The organism is Bradyrhizobium sp. RD5-C2 (assembly GCF_019972155.1).
In the GTDB taxonomy this organism is placed as follows: domain Bacteria; phylum Pseudomonadota; class Alphaproteobacteria; order Rhizobiales; family Xanthobacteraceae; genus Bradyrhizobium.
This window is the reverse complement of record NZ_BOVL01000012.1, coordinates 453,688-470,783: the sequence shown is the minus strand read 5'-3', so window position 1 is coordinate 470,783 and position 17,096 is coordinate 453,688. Positions and strand designations below refer to the sequence as shown.

The window sequence follows — 17,096 nt, the reverse complement described above, 5'->3', positions numbered from 1 at the left end:
TGCCGCCGAATTTGACCGCATCTGGGCCAAGTTGGGGCAATGCCTGATCATTAGCGCGACAGGGCTAACAGATCGTTCACCATGAGCGCTTGTAGCCGGCGCCGATGCTCTTGTTGATCGTGCCCTGGGGGGTCTCGCCGACCGAGCCGGAGACGGTGACGCCGTCGAACAGCTTCTGCTCGGCGCCGACCCGGCGCAGCCATCTGTCATCGGAGGTCGACAGCGTCTGGCCGGCGGTGATGCTGGTGCCGGAGTCGGTCACGGACAGGCGTGCCGACTGATCGGTATCGTAGCTGCGCGACGGATTGCCAATGATGCCGGGCACCGGGACGAAGCCTTGCTGGATCAAATTGTAGCCGCTCTGCAGCGTCAGCGAATACTGCTCCGACAGCGGCACCGATTTGCTGAGCGAGGTGCCGATCTTGCTCTGGTCGGCGCCCGGATCGACCCGCGCCTCGACCGAGGTCTTGTCCCAGATCGAAGCCACGCCTGGTGCCGACACCGAAGCCCAGGCCGAGCCGCCGGATTGCGGCAGGCTGCCGCCATTGGCGAGCCGCTCCGACAATTGCTCCGACGTCGTCATCGTGCCCTGTTTGGCGACCGTCATGTCGGCGCCGATGCGGGTGTCGAGGAACGGCGATACCGACTGCTTGACCGACACCGCGGACGAGCCGTTGGCGTTGTTGTTGGTCGACCAGGACGGATCGTTGCCGGCGATGCTGCTGGGCTTGGCCGCGCGCTTCGGCGCCAGCGTGGGCAGGCTGGTGGAGTCGGTGTCGAGCTGGCTCCAGTCGAGCTTGCTCTGGTCGATGTCCTTCAGGATGTCGGCGTCATTGGCGTCGGCCGCCGGCGGCGCCTCATCGGCCGAAGCCTCGGCGTCGTCAGCGGGGGTACCTTTCGCGGCGTCTTTCGCTATCTCTTGGGCGGCGGGAACGACCGGCCATGGTGAGGTCTGCGCCGTGGCCGAAAGCGCTATCGCCACGCTGAAGCCGGCCGCCAGCACCGGCAGCCTTGCCCAGCCAAATCGTGATGTAGAAGTCATTCCCGGCCCGCAAATTCCAGCGCCGCAACATGCGGTTTTCTTGGTGCGAAATTGTGGCAGCGCAGCGCTTCAGGCAAGTGAGAGCCGCGTGATCGCCTAAGTGATCGTCATGTCCGGGACAAGCGCGCGCATGCGCAAGGCCCCCCGCGCGGCCGGTTCGGGGCTGGTAAAACCGGCCGCGTCCCGCCCGGAGCGCCGAACACGCGAAGACGCGCTTCGCGCTCGAGCCCGGACATGACGAAGGCGTGAAATCGGGGATCCGTCAGACCGCGATGCGCGGCAGATGGATCGGGTAACCGACGGTCTGCTCGACGAGGTCGAAACTGTCGACCAGCACGCGGAAGCTCGTGAGCCTGCCGGACTTGAACTGCGCGAAATGCGCGATCCTGAGCGAGATCGGCTTGTTGGAGTCCAATGCCGTCAGCGAATAGCGCAGCATCGAGGCCGCGGAATCCGCGCCCAGCATGATGGACTCCCGGTCGAAGCGGTGAACCCGCAGGTTCTCGCCGATCTGCCTGATCACCTCGAGCACGGCGGCCTTGCCGCGGCGCGAGCCGAAAAAGGAAAACAGGTCGATCGGCCCGTAGATGGCCCATTCAACCTCGTCATCGAGCAACGGCTCGATGTCTGCAAGCTGGCGTTCGTTGATCGCGCGATGCAATGCGCGCGAAAAACGCCAGAGGCTGTGCTCTGTCATTTTGGTCTCGTCCTGAAACTGGATTTTCAAAGCAAACGAATGGCAGGCGGTCAGCGCCGACGCCCTGCCAGGTTGCTGCACGTCACTATTACGGCCTCAAATAGTGCGGAACGGCCAAAACGCAAATGACTTTTTTGCAATGCACAATTGCGCTGGTCCTAACCGGAATGTGACCGCCTGCCCGCAAAACCCGGTTCCGGTTCCGATGGGATCGGAACCGGGTTTTCTTCACGCGAACCGGTGTCCACCCCGCATCAAGTGCGGGGCAAGCTTCGCTCGAAAACGCTCCGGTCACCGCAATTCAGCGATCGCGCTGCCGCAGCGGCTGCCGTTCGATCACGATCTCGGCGTCGTGGATCGCCACCACCGCGAACAACAGCGCGCCGCCGATGCCGCCGATCGCGGCGCCGAGCGGCATGAACGTGAAGAACACCAGCGTTCCGCTGTCGAGACCTGAGGTTTTGGCCAGTCCGATCCAGGTGAGCCCGGCTCCGATGCCGAGAGCGGAGCCGCCAAGGGCGCCCAGCGCAAGGCCGAGCACAGCGAGCAATGCGACTTTCATGGTGATTTCAGCCCCGACCGCAACAAGCCCAGTGATAGGTCAGCGCCGAGCCTTCGAGGTTCAACGTCGGCGGGGACGAATTTGCGGGGCGGGGGGCGTCGCCATGCGTTGCCCGGGTTTCCGGGAGCTATTCCGCGTTCTGCCCGGTCAGCGCCGCCGCGACGTCGCGCTCCAGCACCTGCTGGACGAGGTCGAAGGTGTCGATGATCTCGCGGATCTCGGTGATCTTGCCGTCGCGCAGCGTGTAGAACACCGCGACATCGAACTGCACCACGCGCCGGTTGTTGCGCTTGCGGAAGAACACTCGCAGCTGCGCCGCGACCTTGTCGCCTTCGGCCACCACCGTCGGCGCCTCGTAGCGCATGTCGGAATAGCGCTCGTGGATCGTGGTCCACATCTGGCGCAGCGCGGCCTTGCCGCGGTGTTGGCCCATATGCGGAAGAATGTCGATCGGGGCGTTGGCGAGAAACGCGACGTCGTCGCTGCAACGATCGAGCGCGCCCTCGATGCCGCCGGCATAATAGACGTCGAGGAAGTTCAAGACGCGCTGCCGGTTCAAATCCTCGCCCATGATCGACTCCGCCGGTTCAGTCCGACTCGCCTCTGACTGGCCCTGGCCCGCATTGTGAACCGAAGCGCTCCACTCTGAAACATATGTTTTGACGCACGAGACGCGATTAGGTTCGACAACCGGAACGTGCATTGCGGCGAAAAATGCGCACGGCGCCATCTCATTCGTTGGCGCGGCCTTTACTCCGTCGGCGCGGCCCCTATTCCGCTGGCGCAGCGTTGCCGGTCAGAAGATCGATCGTGAACCGCTTCGTCTTCTCGGAGCCCGGCGGCACGAAGGCCTCGCCGGGTGCCAGGTCGTGGTAAAGCTCTTTCGGCTTCGGAAAGCCTTCGCCGCAGGCGGTGCGGATGGTCTCGTTGTCGGCATAGTCGACGTCGACCGCGACCGTGTTGCGGCGCGGACCCGCGGCGAGGTTGGAGAGGCCGAAATATTTCGGACCCTCGTTGCACATCACGACATTGGAGCCGTAGGCGTTGACCGCATCCTCGGCCCTGAGCAGGAAGTCGGGCGCGATCTCGATCCGCTTGCCGGACTTCTTGCTGAACTCCATCCGCGCTACCCCGCTTTCGAGAATGCCCTGGCCCATGTGGCCGACCGTGCAGATCAGCAGGTCCTGCTGCGCGTCCTTGGCCAGGACGATGCAGTCGTGGCCCTGCGCGCCGGGCAGGAAGCGGATGAAGCGATGGGCCGTGCCGTTCTGCTCGAACAGCGCGACACCGCCGAAATCGGTCGCGTGCGGCTCGCATTCGCTTTCATAGTTGACGGCGAGCAGCGCATTGCCGGCGGCGAGGAAGCGGCCGGCGTAGCGCTCCTGGGTCAGCTTGACGTCGCACGCGCGGCCATCGGGGTAGGACCGCGCCCGCGTGCAGGTCGATCCCTTGATGTTGGCGCTGGCGCAGAATGTCGCGAGCAGCGCGCGGTCGTTGTTCGCTGCGTGGGCCGGGCTCGGCATGAACAGCATCCCCGCGCTGAACGCCGGCGCGAGAAGGGCCGGGATGAAGGCCGAGAGGAAAGCAATGTGTGATGTCCGCATGAATCTTCAAGACGCCGTCCGCAATGCGGCGGCATTTAGAGCATGATCGTGACAGGCGCGCAGCGAATTTCTGCGGCGAAGCGGCGGGAACCGGCGTGGCGGCTCGGTCGTTACTGCCTTGAGAATTCCATTGGAGCCGTATCATGAAATCCATTCTTCTCGCTTCCGTCATTGCCGTCAGCGCGATTGCCGCCACCTCGTCTGCCGACGCCAAGGGCTGCATCAAGGGCGCGGTCGTCGGCGGTGTCGCCGGTCATTATGCCGGCCATCACGGCATGCTCGGCGCCGCCGCCGGATGCCTCTACGGCCGCCATCACGCCAAGGAGCAGGAACGTCAGCGCCAGCAGCAACAGGCGCAGCCCGCGCAGCAGGACAAGCTGTAAGGCAAGTTGCGAGATGTCCGGAACGCCGCCCGCACGGGCGGCGTTGTCTCCTTGCGCAACGGAGACCGTGATGACGAAACCACTGAACAAGACCGTCCAGCCCGTTCCCGACGCCAACCAGAGCCGCAAGGGCCCCGGCAGTGCCCCCGGCGTTCCCCTCGACACCACCAAGGGCCATCGCGACGACGAGAAGCACAACATCCGCGAGCAGGCTGCGCACGGCAATCTGATCCAGAACACCAGCAACAAGCGGTCGGGGTAGAATTCCGGATCGCGCAGCAAACTCCGCCGTCGTCCCTGCGAAAGCAGGGACCCATAACCGCAGGGTTGCGTTGTTGAGGAGGCTGTGGCCCGAGCGTCGCGTAACAATTGCCATTTGTGGTTATGGGTCCCGGGTCGCGTCGCGCTGCGCTTGCCCGGGACGACGTGGGTGAAATTCCGCTTCACATGTCAAACGGACATGTAGGATGGGTAGAGCGCAGCGAAATCCATCAACTTGCAACCGCATGGCCAGATAACGGGTAGCCGCGCCGCGATCCCGCTTTCCCCGTGACCTGCATCACGCCGCAAGCGAGGGCGCGCGGCTAGCATGGCGGCATCGGATCACCCGATTGAGAAGGGATCGCCGCCATGAACGCCATCGCTGCACCGAAATCTTCCGCGCAGAACCGGCTCGAAGGCTTTGCGCTCACCGCCATCCTCCAGGGCCTGCCGACCTTCGCCGCCGCCGTGCTGATGCTGAAAATGTTCGGCGCCCCGGAAATCGTCGGCGAACGCTATGGCGCCGCGATCTACGTCGTGCTGTCGTCGCTGGTCTACGCCGCGCTCACGCCGTGACTTGCCGCCAAATTCCCGAAGCGCTTCGTGCACATCCATGCGCCGATGTTCTTCGACGCGAGTCTGTCGTTCTCCGAGAAGATCGCGCAATGGCGGAGCCCGCCGGGCGTCTCGCTGCAGTTCATGACCACGATGATCATGATGTCGCTGCTGGCGGTCGTCGTCGTCAGCGTCGGCTAAGCTTGCGCGTCGCCGCAGATCGGCCTTATCTGCGCGCATGCAGATCAGAGACGAACGCGATGAAGACGCCGCCGCGGTCAGCCGCATCACGGCGGCCGCATTCGCGACAGCGCCGCACAGCAGCGGCACCGAAGCCCGCATCGTCGAGGCGCTGCGCCAAGCCGGCGCGCAGACCATCTCGCTGGTGGCGACATCGGACGACGGGTGCATCGTCGGTCACATTGCCTTCTCGCCGGTGCAGATCGACGGCGCGACCGGCCGCTGGTACGGCCTTGGCCCGGTCTCGGTCGCGCCCGGTCTGCAACGCCAGGGCATCGGCGGCGCTCTCATCCGCGGGGGCCTTGCCCGCCTCGCGGCCCTGAACGCCAACGGCTGCGTCCTGCTCGGTGATCCCGCCTACTACAGCCGCTTCGGCTTCGTCAGCGATCCCACGCTGACCTATGGCGGCACGCCGAGCCCGTATTTTCAGCGGCTGGTGCTGACGGGCGAGCCGCCGAAGGGGGACGTGCGATATCATCCGGCATTCGACGTCGCGTGATCTGGCGCCGTTGCGGCGGCCTCCGTTTCCCTGACAACCCCTGTCGTGATAACAACCTGTATCGGCAGTAGCCTGCGGCTTCAGCGAAAGCCATCGTCCGGGGCGAGGATGTTATTCGCGGATCTACACCTTCTGAAGTTGTTCTGGGGCAAGATCTTCGCAGCGATCTTTATCGGTCTTGTCCTGTGGTTTGCGAAGAACGCAATTTTCGCGCGCGGCATCAAGTACAACTGGTTTGCCGTTGCGGCGTCGTTTCTGGCGATCGGCCTCGCGCTCTATGTGGTGTTCTTCGTCCAGCCATAGCGCTCGCCGGTCATGCGATAGGCTGATCAACCAAGCTGCATCTCCTCAACCCGCGCCGGCGCCTCGCCAAAATCGCTGAACCGTACCCAGGTCGGCCGCACGCGGACATAGCCGATGTTCGGCCATGCCTCGCGCTCCGGGCCGTCGGGCCACGCCGCGAAGTACACCTGCTTGCAGGCGGCCAACTCCGCGCCGGTCGGAAAGTCGGCGACGCCCTCGAGTTGCGCGGTTTGCTCTGCGTCCCATCCGACCACCAACGCGGCGCGGGGATCGGTGCGGAGGTTCTGGTACTTGCGCGAGGTGGTCAGCGTGTCGAAGATGATCTCGAGCCCATCGCTGACCGCGATGCCGACGACGGCGGCTTGCGGCGCGCCGTCGTGGACCGTGCTGACCACTGCAAGCCGATGCATCCGCAGGAAGGCGAGAAGCTCGGCGCGCGTCATGGTCTACCTTTTCTTCCACCCACCGCGCTTGCCCGGAGCGCCACCGCTGCTCCGCGGGCTCGGCCCGAACTCCGGCCCCGACTGCCGCGAGTCGGTCGGCTGGATGATGCGGCTGGTGGTGCCGAACGGTTTGGCCGGCAGCGCGCCGTCCGGGCGGAAGGGCAGCGATTCCGGGCCGTGCATCTCGTCGAGATCTGGCTTGTGCACCCGCGAGCCGGACTTGCCGCCGCGGCTCGCCTTGAGCGAGGTCTGTGCGATCTTGTTCTTCAGCGCGGCGACCGGCAGGTTGGCGGCATCGCCGTATTTCCTGGTGCCGGCATAGGCGCCGGCCTGCTTCTGCACGTTGCGTTGCTTGGCGGTCGGATCGTCGACCACGGCCATCTCGGTGGCGCGCAGCCGCTTGACCTCGTCGCGCAGCCGCGCGGCTTCCTCGAAGTTCAAATCGGCGGCGGCCTCGCGCATCCGTGTTTCGAGGTCGCTCAGCACGGCCTCGAAATTGTGCCCGATCGAGATCACGTCGTCGGCCATGCCGCCGTCGCCGATCTCGACCAGCACGTGATCGCGCTCGTAGACCGAGTTGAGGATGTCGCCGATCGACTTCTTGACGCTCTCCGGCGTGATGCCGTGGGCCTCGTTGTACTCGACCTGCTTCTCGCGGCGGCGGTTGGTCTCGGCGATGGCGCGCTCCATCGAGCCGGTCATCTGATCGGCGTAGAGGATCACCTTGCCGTCGACGTTGCGCGCGGCACGGCCGATGGTCTGGATCAGCGAGGTCTCGCTGCGCAGAAAACCTTCCTTGTCGGCATCGAGGATCGCGACCAGCGCGCATTCCGGAATGTCGAGGCCTTCGCGCAGCAGGTTGATGCCGACCAGCGCGTCGAACGCGCCGAGGCGGAGATCCCTGATGATCTCGATGCGCTCGATGGTGTCGATGTCGGAGTGCATGTAGCGGACGCGGATGCCCTGCTCATGCAGATATTCGGTGAGATCCTCCGCCATGCGCTTGGTCAGCACCGTGATCAGCGACCGGTAGCCGGCCTGCGCAGTGGCGCGGACCTCGCCGACGAGGTCGTCGACCTGGGTGCGGGCGGGGCGAATATTGACGGGCGGATCGATCAGGCCGGTCGGTCGGATCACCTGCTCGACGAACACGCCGCCGCTTTCGTTCAGCTCCCAGCCGCTCGGCGTTGCCGACACCGCGACCGACTGCGGCCGCATCATGTCCCATTCCTCGAAGCGGAGCGGGCGGTTGTCCATGCAGGAGGGCAGGCGGAAGCCGTATTCGGCGAGCGTCGCCTTGCGGCGGAAGTCGCCGCGGAACATGCCGCCGATCTGCGGCACGGTGACGTGGCTTTCGTCGGCGAACACCAGCGCGTTGTCGGGCACGTATTCGAACAGCGTCGGCGGCGGCTCGCCGGGGCGGCGGCCAGTGAGGTAGCGCGAATAGTTCTCGATGCCGGCGCAGCTTCCGGTCGCTTCCATCATCTCGAGATCGAAGGTGGTGCGCTGCTCCAGCCGCTGCGCCTCCAGCAGGCGGCCCTGGTCGTTGAGCTGGTCGAGCCGCATCTTCAATTCCGATTTGATCGACTTGATCGCCTGCACCAAGGTCGGGCGCGGCGTCACATAGTGCGAATTGGCGTACATCTTGATGAATTCGAGCTCGTCCTGCTTGTGGCCGGTGAGCGGATCGAACTCCTCGATGGTCTCGATGGTGTCGCCGAACAGGTTCACGCGCCAGGCGCGGTCTTCATAGTGCGCCGGGAAGATGTCGATGACGTCGCCGCGGACCCGGAAGGTGCCGCGGGTGAAATCGGCCTGGGTGCGCTTGTATTGCAGCGCGACCAGGTCCGCGATGAGCTGCCGTTGGTCGATGCGCTCGCCCTTCTTCAGCGCGAAGGTCATCGCGGTGTAGGTCTCGACCGAGCCGATACCGTAGATACACGACACCGAAGCGACGATGATAACGTCGTCGCGCTCGAGCAGCGCACGCGTCGCCGAGTGGCGCATGCGGTCGATCTGCTCGTTGATCGAGGAATCCTTCTCGATATAGGTGTCGGTGCGCGGGACGTAGGCTTCGGGCTGGTAGTAGTCGTAATAGCTGACGAAATACTCGACTGCGTTGTCGGGGAAGAAGCTCTTGAACTCGCCGTAGAGCTGCGCGGCTAGCGTCTTGTTCGGCGCCAGGATCAGCGCCGGGCGCTGCGTCGCCTCGATCACCTTGGCCATGGTGTAGGTCTTGCCCGAGCCGGTGACGCCGAGCAGCACCTGGGTGCGATCGTTGCGCGCGATGCCTTCGACAAGCTCGGCGATCGCGGTCGGCTGGTCGCCCCTGGGCTCGTAGGACGACTTGATCTCGAACCGCACGCCGCCTTCGGATTTCTCGGGGCGCGGCGGCCGGTGCGGGGTCCACACCCGCATCGAGCCGTCATCCCTGCGGAATTCCGGGCGGCCGTCGCGGATCAGGTTCTCCAGCGCGTCGGCGGTGGCCTTGACGCCGAGCGCCTCCATCTTGCTGCGCGGCGGACGGGCCAATGCTTCGTCATCGTCCTCGGCGGTCGGCAGGCCGAGCTGCCGCGCCAGTTCCGGATCGAGCGTCGGGATGGTGGCCGAAGTGCCGTAATTGGCCTGCGGGGCTTCCTCGAGGCCGGAAGCGTCGCGCCTGGCGACGTCCTCGCTGGTCTCCCGCGTCGACGCCCGCGCGCGATGCGCGGCGGCCTCGCCGCCGGCGCGGCGGTCCCAGGAATTGTCCGGCGGCGGCTGCAAGCCGGTGCCCGAACCCATGCCGGCATCGCCGCGATTGATCGCGGGATTGAGCAGCTCGGCCAGCGCCGGTCCGATCGGTTGGACTTCGGGCCGGTGTGCCTTGGATTTGGGGGATTTGCCGGGCTTTTTCGGAGTGTTCGGTGTCTTCGCCATGGCCGGAATATGGGACGAGTCCGGCGGCGAGAAAAGGGCAATCGGCGGCTGGATTGGCGCACAGGCGATGCTGCTGACAGCAGGGTGTCAGCAGGCGGCGCTTTCGCGGATTTCAGGCCCGCGGCAGGTCGACGATGTCGAGATGGATGCCGCCGCAGCCGTCGCAGCGCATGGTCCAGTATTCGGCGGCGCGGCCGGGAATCACGCGCAGCAGCGAGAGTTGGGCGGCACATTCCGGGCAGCTGGTCCTGACCTGCGCCGGCCGGACCGGATCCGGCTCGCATTGCGGGACGACTGCGACCACGACGTTGCCGGTCACGCCGACGGAATTGTCATGCCATACCGTTGTGGGAACCGGTCGATGGTCCGCTTCGCGTCGTCGATCGCCGCATCCGGATCGGACCACGCAAAGCCGATGTCGAGCATCGGAAACGGCATGCCATCGATGACGACCGGCCTTTGATCGACCCGTTGAATCCTGGCGTGCCATTGCCCCTTCCCCATCTCGAACGACTTGATCTGAAAACCGCTGTAAATCATCGCGACCTCGGGATGTCCCTTCTCATAGGAAGCACGGGCGCAAAGGCGCCCTATGTGAACCAGATCACAAGTCGCGCGGTTTATTTCCGTGGAGCAGAGGAGTTCCAGCTTTTTGTTTTGACACGGTTTCTTGAGGTGAACCGCACCAACCCGCTAGGGCGCGGGCGGCGATGTGATCTGCGAGCACGGCCGCGTCGTCGCCGACGCCCGACAGGAACGAGGATTTCATCTTCGACAGCCATTGCAGGCCGAGAAAATACAGGCCCGGCACCTCGGAGACGCCGCGGCGGTGTCGTGGTGCTCCATTGTCGTCCAGCACCGGTATGTCGATCCAGTTCAGTTCGAGCCCATAGCCGGTGGCCCAGATCACGCTGCTGATCCGTTCGGTGCCCAGGTCGATGGTATCAAGCGGCGCAGTGAGGCAGGGCGGATCGGGCAGACTGACACGCGCCAAGGGATCGTCGGGCTGATCGAGGCCGCGGGCCGCGATGAAGTCGTCGACGATCCCGAGGAATGTCGCGTAGTAGGCATCGCCATTGGCGATGTTGCCGGCGAGATCGGGCGCGATCTCGAGCACGCCGTCGCGCGCCGCCGTCACGCGGCCGAGCAGCGTCACGCCGTCGGCGGCGAAGCGGCGGAAATCGATGGTGTGGCCGCCGTGGGCGCCCGAGATCACCGGCAGCAGGCGGGACGGGCCACGCTGCTCGACCGGCGTCTCGTCGACGCCCATCTCGGCCAGCCACCAGAACAGGTCGCGGCCGCGATAGCGGCGCGGCAGGCGGTTGTGACGTCCGACCGAAAGGAAGACATGGCGCCCGGCCCGCACCAGCTCGTCGGTGATCTGCGCGCCCGAGGCGCCGGCGCCGATCACGAGCACCGCCCCATCAGGCAATTGCGCGGGATTTTTGTAGTCGCTGGCGTGAACCTGAAACAGGCCGGGCTGCTCGCGCAGCACGTCGGGCTGCAGCGGCCGCTGATACGGGCCGGTGGCGACGACGACGTTGCGGGCGGCGATGCGGCCGTCGGCAATCTCGGCGAGGAAGCCGCCGGCGTCGCGGCGCAGCTTCGTCACCTCGAGGCCGCAGCGGATCGGCGGCGCGACGAACGCGGCGTAGGCCTCGATGAAGGCGATGATCGATGCGGTGTCCGAGAAGCCGTCGGGATCGCTGTGCGGATACGCAAACTCCGGTAGCCGCACCGACCAGTTCGGAAACTGGAACATCAGGCCGTCCCAGCGTTCGCTGCGCCAGCGCTCGGCGATTCGCCGCCGCTCCAGCACCAGATGGGCGATGCCGCGCTGCTTCAGCCGGTGGCTCATGGTGAGCCCGGCCTGGCCGCCGCCGATCACCAGCGTGTCGATGGTCTCCTCACGCATTGCGCGCTCCCTTGCGGCGCGCGGCGGGCTCCGCAGCGGCGCGGATGATCCAGCGCCGGAACGCGGCGAAATCGCGCTGCTCGGCGTGGAAGCCGCGATAGACCAGGTACCAGCGCATGCCCTTCGGCACGCTGAGCGCAAATGGCGCGACCAGCCGGCCGGCGGCGAGATCGTCATCGATATAGGGCCGGATGCCCATCGCGATCCCGAGCCCGTCGCTCGCTGCCTGCAGTGCCTGGCCGTAGAACTGGAATTCGGGCCCGCGCGCCGTCAGGCGCGGCACGCCCGCAGCCTTCAGCCAGGACGGCCAGTCGTCGGGCGAATGCGCGACGCGGATCAGGCTCGGTCCCTTGAGGTCGGCGGGACGCTTCAGGGCATTGGCGAGCCGCGCGGTGCACACCGGCATCAGGTCGGCAGCGAACAGCGGCTCGGCGACGAGGCCCGGCCACTGGCCGTCGCCGAGCTGGATGCCGCAGCTCCAGTCGTCGGCGAACGGCACCGCCATGCCGCCGGTGGTGATCCGCACCTCGATGTCGGGCTCAGCTTTGCGGAACTCGGCGAGGTGCGGAATCATCCATTTCAGCGCAAACGTCGGGCCGACGCCGACGGTCAGCACGCGCGCGCTCGCGGAGGCCGTGACCTGTGCGGTGAGGCTCGCCAGCGCGTCGAAGATCGGGGTCAGCCCGCCCTGATAGGCACGGCCGGCCGGTGTGGTGACGAGGCGGTTGGCCTTGCGCTCGAACAGCGCAACGCCGAGCCGCTCTTCCAGCAGATGCACCATCCGGCTGATCGCGGCGGCCGAGACGTTGAGCTCGTGGCCGGCGGCCGCGAAGCTGCCGGTCCGCGCCGCCGCCTCGAATGCCTTGATGCCGTTGAGAAAGAGCAGCCGCCGCATGAACCCTCAGGAAAACTGATGCAAGGGCAAGATAACTCAGTTTGCCGGCGGAGGCCAAGCAGCGCAGAAATACCGGAGACGATTTTGAATCCCTGCTGACCCCAGCGAGGACCAGATGACAGAAACCACGGACGCCCTGGTGCTCGATCTCGTGGAATGGGTGGCGCGCGAGCCGCGGCCCTATGCCGAGGTGCTCGAGGTCTGGCGCACCTCATGCCCGCGGCTGACGATCTGGGAAGACGCGGTCGACCGCGGCTATGTCGCGCGCCGTCCCTCGGTCGAGGGCATGCGGGTGATGGTGACGGAAACCGGCGAGACGTTCCTGCGCGCGCATGGGCGGATGCATTGAGGCCGTCTTTCTTTGCCTCTCCCGCTTGCGGGGGAGGCCGACGCGCGTAGCGCAGCGGGTGGGGGTGCTTCCACATCAAGATTCCGACTCGCGGAGAGAGCCCCGACCCCGACCCTCCCTCGCAAGCGGCAGAGGGGGCGCAGTCCCGTTGCCGCTTTAGCGCGCCGGCTCCGCTAACCTCGGCCGGATGATCTCGACCATGCGGTCGGCCGAGGTGCCGGGCGGAAAGAAGCCGAGATAATTGCCGTCGCGGTCCATCAGATAGATGTAGGCGGTGTGATCGACGGTGTAGTCGCCGGCATCCTTCAGCGGCACGCGGGCATAGTAGACCTTGTAGGCATCCGCTACCTTGCGGATCGCATCATCGCTGCCGGTCAGCCCGATCAGCCGCGGGTGAAACAGCGGCACGTACTCGGCGAGGTGGGCTGCGGTGTCGCGCTCGGGATCGACCGTGATGAAGATCGGTTGCACCTGATCGCCGTCGGGGCCGAGCTTGTCGAGTGCGAGCGCGATCGCCTGCAGATCGGTCGGACAGACGTCGGGGCAATAGGTGAAGCCGAAATAGACCAGCATCAGCTTGCCGCGGAATTCCTTGTCGGTGCGCGCATGGCCGGCCTGATCGGTCAGCGCGAACGGCCCGCCGACCGGCTCCCTGTTCCACATCAGGATGTCCATGATGTCGGCGGCGGAACGCGTCGATTGCTGAGGCGCATCGCCGGCCAGCGCGGACGCCAGCGCCAGCCACAGGCCGGCGCCGGCGCATGCAATAACGCGCAGGATCGGTCGGTTCATATGCCGAAGGAGAGGCGGCTGCCGGTTGTCGTGACCAGCACCTTGTCGCCCATCTGCGCGGTCGCCTCCTGCACGAAGTTGAGCCCGGAGCAATGCATCGGGATCAGCACGTCGGGGTCGAGCTTCTTGATCTCGGCGACGACCTCGGTGAGGTAGTCCTTCGGCGCCGGTCCGAGATGGAAGCCGCCGACGATCGCGTGCACCTTCTGGATGCCGGAGACTTCCTGCGCCTGCTTGACCGAATTGACGATGCCGACATGGCCACAGGACGAGATCACGACCAGGCCGAAATCCTTCAAATTGAAGCAGGTCGCGTGCTCGTGGATGTGCTCGTCGGGCACGATCTTGCCCTCCATCTCGGCCGGCAGATAGTGACTGGCGTTGCAACCGAGCCCGTCCTTCATGCCGAACTCGACCCAGGTCTGCGGCAGCACGCGCTCGATGCTGCGGCGGGTGATCTTGCCGGTCGTGAAGGCGTGGCCCGCGATCACGGTCGGGGTCTCGCACAGCACCGTGGTGACGCGCTGTGCGGCGAGCTGGCGGCGATCCAGCGTGCCGAAATCGGCGAACTGGCCCTTGGTCGGCGTCGCGCTGACGCGGTGGCAGAAATTGTCCTCGCCGCCGGCATAGAGTTTCACGTCGGCCGGCAGTCTGTCGCGGAATTTGTCGAGGAAGCCGCTGAGGCCGCCGAAATGGTCGTAGTGCCCATGGCTCACGATCAGCGCGTCGAGCTTGGCGGGATCGACGCCGACCAGCTCCATGTTGTTGAGCAGCACCTCGGGCGTGTAGCCGTAGTCGAGCATCAGGCTGCGCCGGCTGCCGGCGGCCTCCGATTCCAGCCACAGCGACAGTCCCCATTCATTGTGCAACGATTTGCGGAAATCGGCGCCGCGCACTGCCGGCGCGATCGAGACGCCGTTAGCCTGTTTCGGCTTGAAGAAGGCGTCGAAGCTGGAATCGACCAGCACGCGGATCGACAGCTTGTCGACGGTTGGCACCTCGATCGGCGCGGCGCTTGCGATCTCGACGCAGGAGAATGCGCCCGCGGCGGCGGCACCGGCGATCGCCGCCGAGCCTTTCAGGAAATCACGTCGTGCCAAATCCCGTGTCATTATTATCCCCCAAGTTTCGAAAATTATTCGATGCGAACGGTACGGAGCCTAGGTGCTATCGGGACGCAGCTCAATCGGGCGCTTGCGTCGTTTGCAGATCACATTCGCGCGCGGCGCAATGCGCCGCCATTGACTTGGGTGCGGTTATGCGCCCAACTCCATGCATTCGCATCTTTCTCGCCGATGCGTCAGCAATCCCTGGAAATGCAGGATCTCGCCCATGATCGATCTCCACTACTGGTCCACGCCGAACGGCCACAAGATCACGATGTTCCTCGAAGAGACCGGACTGGAATACAAGGTTTTCCCGGTGAATATCGGCAAGGGCGATCAGTTCAGGCCGGACTTCCTGCAAGTCGCGCCTAACAACCGCATTCCGGCGATCGTCGATCACGCGCCGAAGGGCGGTGGCAAGCCGATCTCTCTGTTCGAGTCCGGTGCGATCCTGCTCTATCTCGCCGAGAAGACCGGAAAATTCCTGCCCGAGGATCTCTACGGCCGCTATGACGCGATCCAGTGGACGTTCTGGCAGATGGGCGGGCTCGGGCCGATGGCCGGGCAGAACCATCACTTCCGCAACTACGCGGTCGAGAAGCTGCCTTACGCGATCGACCGCTATGTCAACGAGACCAACCGGCTCTACGGCGTGCTCAACAAGCGGCTCGCCGACCGCGAATTCATCGCCGGCGACTATTCGATCGCCGACATGGCGAGCTATCCCTGGGTGGTGCCCTACAAGAACCAGGGCCAGGAGATCGACGACTTCCCGCATCTGAAGCGCTGGCTGGAGACCATCGGCAAGCGCCCGGCGACCGAGCGCGCCTATGCCAAGGCGAAGGAGGTCAACCCGAATTTCGGCCAGCCCGCGATCCGCACCGAGGAAGAGCGCAAGCTGCTGTTCGGACAGACCGCGGCGGTGGTGCGGTAGGGCGCAGTCTCGCCGTCATTGCGAGGAGCGAAGCGACGAAGCAATCCATCTTTCCGCGCATGCGGGTCGATGGATTGCTTCGCTTCGCTCGCAATGACGAATGTAGCGCTAGCGGGTTTTCACGCCCCGAGATACCTCGCCGGTCGCCGCTCCTTCCACGCCACGAGCCCCTCGGCGAGATCGTGGCTCGGCACCAGCGCGCCGAACTGCTCGCTCTCGACCAGCAGGCCCTCGGCAATCGGCATGTTGAGCCCGCGCGTCACCGCGGTGATGGTGCCGGCGACCGCATCAGGCGAATGCCTGGTGATGCGGCCGGCGAGTTCGCGCGCGGCGGTCAGCAACTGATCGTGCGGCACGAGCCGGTTGACGAGGCCGATCTCGCGCGCGTGCTCGGGCGGGAACGGATCGCCTGATAGCAGCAGCTCTAGGGCGCGCTTGCGCCCCGCCAGCCGCGGCAGCCGCTGTGTGCCGCCGAAGGTCGGGGGCATGCCGAGCTTGATCTCGGGTTTTGCAAACAGCGCACGGTCGCTGGCGATGGCGAGATGCACCGCCTCCGTGATCTCGCAGCCGCCGCCGAAGGCGAGCCCGTTGACCGCGGCGATGACGGGCTTCTTGAACGCCTCCAGCCGCGCGGTCATGGCCTGGCCGCGGCGGACGAAGTCGCGGACCGCGACGGCCGCGCCCTGTTTGACGCTCTCGGAAAACTCCTTGATGTCGGCGCCCGCCGAAAAGGCGCGTTCGCCGGCGCCGGTCAGGATCACGGCGCGCACGCCGGCGTCGCCCTCGATGCGGTCGAGCGCCGCCATCAGCTGATCGATCAGCTGGTAATTGAGCGCGTTGAGCTGCGCGGGGCGGTTCAGGGTGACCAGGGCGATCCCGTCGTCGATGGCGAGCAGGATGGGGGCGGGCATGGTGCAGTCTCCGGCATGGGTGTTTCGTGGGACCGACCCTAGAGGCTCGCGGAATTTGTGTATATTCACTGGTGAGTATACATACGATGGATGCCCAGACCCTCCGAGCCCACCCGCGAGCGCATCGTCCAGGCGGCGAATTCGCTGTTCTACAGTGAAGGAATCCGCCGCGTCAGCGTCGACGAGGTCGCCGCCAAGGCCGGACTCACCAAGCGCACGCTGTATTATCACTTCAAGAGCAAGGACGATTTGGTCGCCGCCTATCTTGCCGCACGCGACCAGCCCAATCTCGCGCTGTTCCGCAAATGGTTCGCGGAGGCCGAGGGCGGGCTGCCGGCGAAGGTCGACGCGATCTTCAAGAACCTCGCGCGCTCGGCGCGGCATCCGAAATGGAAGGGCTGCGGCTTCCTGCGCACCTCGGCCGAGCTCGCCAACATGCCCGGGCATCCCGCGATCCGGATCGGCGCCGCGCACAAGAAGAAGTTCGAGGACTGGCTGCGCGCGACCTTCGCAGAGCAGGGCATCGCCGATCCGCTCAAGCTGGCGCGGCAAATCCTGCTGCTGCTGGACGGCTCGTTCGCCGTCGTGCTGCTGCATCGCGACGCGAGCTACATGGAAACCGCCGGTGAGGCTGCCCGCATGCTGATCGAGACGGCGATGGGGAAGTTGGGGCGTAGACGGAGTTAGGA

Annotated in this window: 23 protein-coding genes; 9 read left to right on the top strand and 14 right to left on the bottom strand. The window is 65.6% G+C overall.

Annotated features, from left to right (window positions below; all coding sequences use genetic code 11):
• Window positions 1-76: 76 nt before the first annotated feature.
• The 5 genes from BraRD5C2_RS16575 to BraRD5C2_RS16555 form a co-directional block, all read right to left on the bottom strand.
• The gene (locus BraRD5C2_RS16575) at window positions 77-1,042 is read right to left on the bottom strand and encodes a hypothetical protein (RefSeq protein ID WP_223969770.1); all 966 of its coding nucleotides are present in this window, start codon (window positions 1,040-1,042) and stop codon (window positions 77-79) included.
• A 262-nt stretch (window positions 1,043-1,304) separates the two neighbouring features.
• Entirely contained in the window at window positions 1,305-1,739 is a 435-nt protein-coding gene (locus BraRD5C2_RS16570) for a nuclear transport factor 2 family protein (protein WP_223969769.1), read from the bottom strand.
• A 301-nt stretch (window positions 1,740-2,040) separates the two neighbouring features.
• Entirely contained in the window at window positions 2,041-2,301 is a 261-nt protein-coding gene (locus BraRD5C2_RS16565; protein ID WP_223969768.1) for a hypothetical protein, read from the bottom strand.
• Window positions 2,302-2,428: 127 nt separating this feature from the next.
• On the bottom strand, window positions 2,429-2,872 hold the full coding sequence (locus tag BraRD5C2_RS16560; RefSeq protein WP_223969767.1) for a nuclear transport factor 2 family protein: 444 nt from the start codon (window positions 2,870-2,872) through the stop codon (window positions 2,429-2,431).
• A 199-nt stretch (window positions 2,873-3,071) separates the two neighbouring features.
• Window positions 3,072-3,905 carry a hypothetical protein gene (locus tag BraRD5C2_RS16555; RefSeq protein ID WP_223969766.1) on the bottom strand — a complete coding sequence of 278 codons (834 nt, stop codon included), beginning with the start codon at window positions 3,903-3,905 and terminating at the stop codon, window positions 3,072-3,074.
• 143 nt (window positions 3,906-4,048) lie between these two features.
• Here BraRD5C2_RS16555 and BraRD5C2_RS16550 point away from each other — a divergent pair, with 143 nt between their 5' ends.
• The 6 genes from BraRD5C2_RS16550 (at window position 4,049) to BraRD5C2_RS16525 (ending at window position 6,146) form a co-directional block, all read left to right on the top strand.
• Window positions 4,049-4,288, top strand: a complete 240-nt coding sequence (locus tag BraRD5C2_RS16550; protein ID WP_223969765.1) for a hypothetical protein — start codon at window positions 4,049-4,051, stop codon at window positions 4,286-4,288.
• A 70-nt stretch (window positions 4,289-4,358) separates the two neighbouring features.
• Window positions 4,359-4,550, top strand: coding sequence for a hypothetical protein (locus BraRD5C2_RS16545; RefSeq protein ID WP_223969764.1), 192 nt, complete (start codon window positions 4,359-4,361; stop codon window positions 4,548-4,550).
• Between the two features lie 368 nt (window positions 4,551-4,918).
• Window positions 4,919-5,125, top strand: coding sequence for a hypothetical protein (locus BraRD5C2_RS16540; protein WP_223969763.1), 207 nt, complete (start codon window positions 4,919-4,921; stop codon window positions 5,123-5,125).
• 27 nt (window positions 5,126-5,152) lie between these two features.
• The gene (locus tag BraRD5C2_RS16535; RefSeq protein WP_223969762.1) at window positions 5,153-5,305 is read left to right on the top strand and encodes a hypothetical protein; all 153 of its coding nucleotides are present in this window, start codon (window positions 5,153-5,155) and stop codon (window positions 5,303-5,305) included.
• Window positions 5,306-5,342: 37 nt separating this feature from the next.
• Entirely contained in the window at window positions 5,343-5,843 is a 501-nt protein-coding gene (locus BraRD5C2_RS16530; protein WP_223969761.1) for a GNAT family N-acetyltransferase, read from the top strand.
• A 108-nt stretch (window positions 5,844-5,951) separates the two neighbouring features.
• Complete coding sequence (locus tag BraRD5C2_RS16525; RefSeq protein WP_223969760.1) at window positions 5,952-6,146, top strand: hypothetical protein; 195 nt, start codon at window positions 5,952-5,954, stop codon at window positions 6,144-6,146.
• A gap of 26 nt (window positions 6,147-6,172) precedes the next feature.
• On the opposite strand, the gene BraRD5C2_RS16520 is transcribed toward BraRD5C2_RS16525, so the two are convergent.
• From BraRD5C2_RS16520 to BraRD5C2_RS16495, 6 genes are all read right to left on the bottom strand, one after another.
• Window positions 6,173-6,589 carry a pyridoxamine 5'-phosphate oxidase family protein gene (locus BraRD5C2_RS16520; protein WP_223969759.1) on the bottom strand — a complete coding sequence of 139 codons (417 nt, stop codon included), beginning with the start codon at window positions 6,587-6,589 and terminating at the stop codon, window positions 6,173-6,175.
• 3 nt (window positions 6,590-6,592) lie between these two features.
• Complete coding sequence (gene uvrB / locus BraRD5C2_RS16515; RefSeq protein WP_223969758.1) at window positions 6,593-9,505, bottom strand: excinuclease ABC subunit UvrB; 2,913 nt, start codon at window positions 9,503-9,505, stop codon at window positions 6,593-6,595.
• 112 nt (window positions 9,506-9,617) lie between these two features.
• Window positions 9,618-9,824: a hypothetical protein gene (locus BraRD5C2_RS16510; protein WP_374708000.1), complete on the bottom strand. Its 207-nt coding sequence runs from the start codon at window positions 9,822-9,824 to the stop codon at window positions 9,618-9,620.
• A complete protein-coding gene (locus BraRD5C2_RS16505; RefSeq protein ID WP_223969757.1) occupies window positions 9,821-10,045 on the bottom strand; it encodes a hypothetical protein in 225 nt (74 codons plus the stop codon). Before BraRD5C2_RS16505 ends, BraRD5C2_RS16510 begins: the two co-directional genes overlap by 4 nt.
• 64 nt (window positions 10,046-10,109) lie before the next feature.
• Window positions 10,110-11,420, bottom strand: coding sequence for an NAD(P)-binding domain-containing protein (locus BraRD5C2_RS16500; protein WP_223969756.1), 1,311 nt, complete (start codon window positions 11,418-11,420; stop codon window positions 10,110-10,112).
• Entirely contained in the window at window positions 11,413-12,315 is a 903-nt protein-coding gene (locus BraRD5C2_RS16495) for a LysR substrate-binding domain-containing protein (protein ID WP_223969755.1), read from the bottom strand. Before BraRD5C2_RS16495 ends, BraRD5C2_RS16500 begins: the two co-directional genes overlap by 8 nt.
• A gap of 115 nt (window positions 12,316-12,430) precedes the next feature.
• Here BraRD5C2_RS16495 and BraRD5C2_RS16490 point away from each other — a divergent pair, with 115 nt between their 5' ends.
• Window positions 12,431-12,664: a hypothetical protein gene (locus BraRD5C2_RS16490; protein ID WP_207835145.1), complete on the top strand. Its 234-nt coding sequence runs from the start codon at window positions 12,431-12,433 to the stop codon at window positions 12,662-12,664.
• A gap of 156 nt (window positions 12,665-12,820) precedes the next feature.
• Here the strand turns inward: BraRD5C2_RS16490 and BraRD5C2_RS16485 are convergent, their stop codons facing one another.
• Complete coding sequence (locus BraRD5C2_RS16485; protein ID WP_223969754.1) at window positions 12,821-13,456, bottom strand: SCO family protein; 636 nt, start codon at window positions 13,454-13,456, stop codon at window positions 12,821-12,823.
• Window positions 13,453-14,568, bottom strand: a complete 1,116-nt coding sequence (locus tag BraRD5C2_RS16480) for an MBL fold metallo-hydrolase (protein ID WP_223969753.1) — start codon at window positions 14,566-14,568, stop codon at window positions 13,453-13,455. Before BraRD5C2_RS16480 ends, BraRD5C2_RS16485 begins: the two co-directional genes overlap by 4 nt.
• A gap of 220 nt (window positions 14,569-14,788) precedes the next feature.
• On the opposite strand from BraRD5C2_RS16480, the gene BraRD5C2_RS16475 reads away from it, so the two are divergent.
• Complete coding sequence (locus BraRD5C2_RS16475) at window positions 14,789-15,496, top strand: glutathione S-transferase N-terminal domain-containing protein (RefSeq protein WP_223969752.1); 708 nt, start codon at window positions 14,789-14,791, stop codon at window positions 15,494-15,496.
• A gap of 119 nt (window positions 15,497-15,615) precedes the next feature.
• Here the strand turns inward: BraRD5C2_RS16475 and BraRD5C2_RS16470 are convergent, their stop codons facing one another.
• Window positions 15,616-16,407 (bottom strand): crotonase/enoyl-CoA hydratase family protein, encoded by a 792-nt coding sequence (locus BraRD5C2_RS16470; RefSeq protein ID WP_223969751.1) that lies wholly within the window; start codon window positions 16,405-16,407, stop codon window positions 15,616-15,618.
• Between the two features lie 90 nt (window positions 16,408-16,497).
• Between BraRD5C2_RS16470 and BraRD5C2_RS16465 the strand changes: the two genes are divergently transcribed.
• Complete coding sequence (locus BraRD5C2_RS16465; RefSeq protein WP_223969750.1) at window positions 16,498-17,094, top strand: TetR/AcrR family transcriptional regulator; 597 nt, start codon at window positions 16,498-16,500, stop codon at window positions 17,092-17,094.
• Window positions 17,095-17,096 lie beyond the last annotated feature (2 nt).

What these genes read in the sequence shown, in the direction of transcription:
- BraRD5C2_RS16540 (WP_223969763.1), top strand. Translation starts at nt 4,919, where the DNA reads ATGAACGCCATCGCTGCACCGAAATCTTCCGCGCAGAACCGGCTCGAA.
- BraRD5C2_RS16575 (WP_223969770.1), bottom strand. Translation starts at nt 1,042, where the DNA reads ATGACTTCTACATCACGATTTGGCTGGGCAAGGCTGCCGGTGCTGGCG.
- BraRD5C2_RS16480 (WP_223969753.1), bottom strand. Translation starts at nt 14,568, where the DNA reads ATGACACGGGATTTGGCACGACGTGATTTCCTGAAAGGCTCGGCGGCG.
- BraRD5C2_RS16500 (WP_223969756.1), bottom strand. Translation starts at nt 11,420, where the DNA reads ATGCGTGAGGAGACCATCGACACGCTGGTGATCGGCGGCGGCCAGGCC.
- BraRD5C2_RS16490 (WP_207835145.1), top strand. Translation starts at nt 12,431, where the DNA reads ATGACAGAAACCACGGACGCCCTGGTGCTCGATCTCGTGGAATGGGTG.
- BraRD5C2_RS16495 (WP_223969755.1), bottom strand. Translation starts at nt 12,315, where the DNA reads ATGCGGCGGCTGCTCTTTCTCAACGGCATCAAGGCATTCGAGGCGGCG.
- BraRD5C2_RS16465 (WP_223969750.1), top strand. Translation starts at nt 16,498, where the DNA reads ATGCCCAGACCCTCCGAGCCCACCCGCGAGCGCATCGTCCAGGCGGCG.
- BraRD5C2_RS16470 (WP_223969751.1), bottom strand. Translation starts at nt 16,407, where the DNA reads ATGCCCGCCCCCATCCTGCTCGCCATCGACGACGGGATCGCCCTGGTC.
- BraRD5C2_RS16565 (WP_223969768.1), bottom strand. Translation starts at nt 2,301, where the DNA reads ATGAAAGTCGCATTGCTCGCTGTGCTCGGCCTTGCGCTGGGCGCCCTT.
- BraRD5C2_RS16545 (WP_223969764.1), top strand. Translation starts at nt 4,359, where the DNA reads ATGACGAAACCACTGAACAAGACCGTCCAGCCCGTTCCCGACGCCAAC.
- BraRD5C2_RS16485 (WP_223969754.1), bottom strand. Translation starts at nt 13,456, where the DNA reads ATGAACCGACCGATCCTGCGCGTTATTGCATGCGCCGGCGCCGGCCTG.
- BraRD5C2_RS16555 (WP_223969766.1), bottom strand. Translation starts at nt 3,905, where the DNA reads ATGCGGACATCACACATTGCTTTCCTCTCGGCCTTCATCCCGGCCCTT.
- BraRD5C2_RS16475 (WP_223969752.1), top strand. Translation starts at nt 14,789, where the DNA reads ATGATCGATCTCCACTACTGGTCCACGCCGAACGGCCACAAGATCACG.
- uvrB (WP_223969758.1), bottom strand. Translation starts at nt 9,505, where the DNA reads ATGGCGAAGACACCGAACACTCCGAAAAAGCCCGGCAAATCCCCCAAA.
- BraRD5C2_RS16525 (WP_223969760.1), top strand. Translation starts at nt 5,952, where the DNA reads ATGTTATTCGCGGATCTACACCTTCTGAAGTTGTTCTGGGGCAAGATC.
- BraRD5C2_RS16560 (WP_223969767.1), bottom strand. Translation starts at nt 2,872, where the DNA reads ATGGGCGAGGATTTGAACCGGCAGCGCGTCTTGAACTTCCTCGACGTC.
- BraRD5C2_RS16530 (WP_223969761.1), top strand. Translation starts at nt 5,343, where the DNA reads ATGCAGATCAGAGACGAACGCGATGAAGACGCCGCCGCGGTCAGCCGC.
- BraRD5C2_RS16520 (WP_223969759.1), bottom strand. Translation starts at nt 6,589, where the DNA reads ATGACGCGCGCCGAGCTTCTCGCCTTCCTGCGGATGCATCGGCTTGCA.
- BraRD5C2_RS16570 (WP_223969769.1), bottom strand. Translation starts at nt 1,739, where the DNA reads ATGACAGAGCACAGCCTCTGGCGTTTTTCGCGCGCATTGCATCGCGCG.
- BraRD5C2_RS16550 (WP_223969765.1), top strand. Translation starts at nt 4,049, where the DNA reads ATGAAATCCATTCTTCTCGCTTCCGTCATTGCCGTCAGCGCGATTGCC.
- BraRD5C2_RS16505 (WP_223969757.1), bottom strand. Translation starts at nt 10,045, where the DNA reads ATGATTTACAGCGGTTTTCAGATCAAGTCGTTCGAGATGGGGAAGGGG.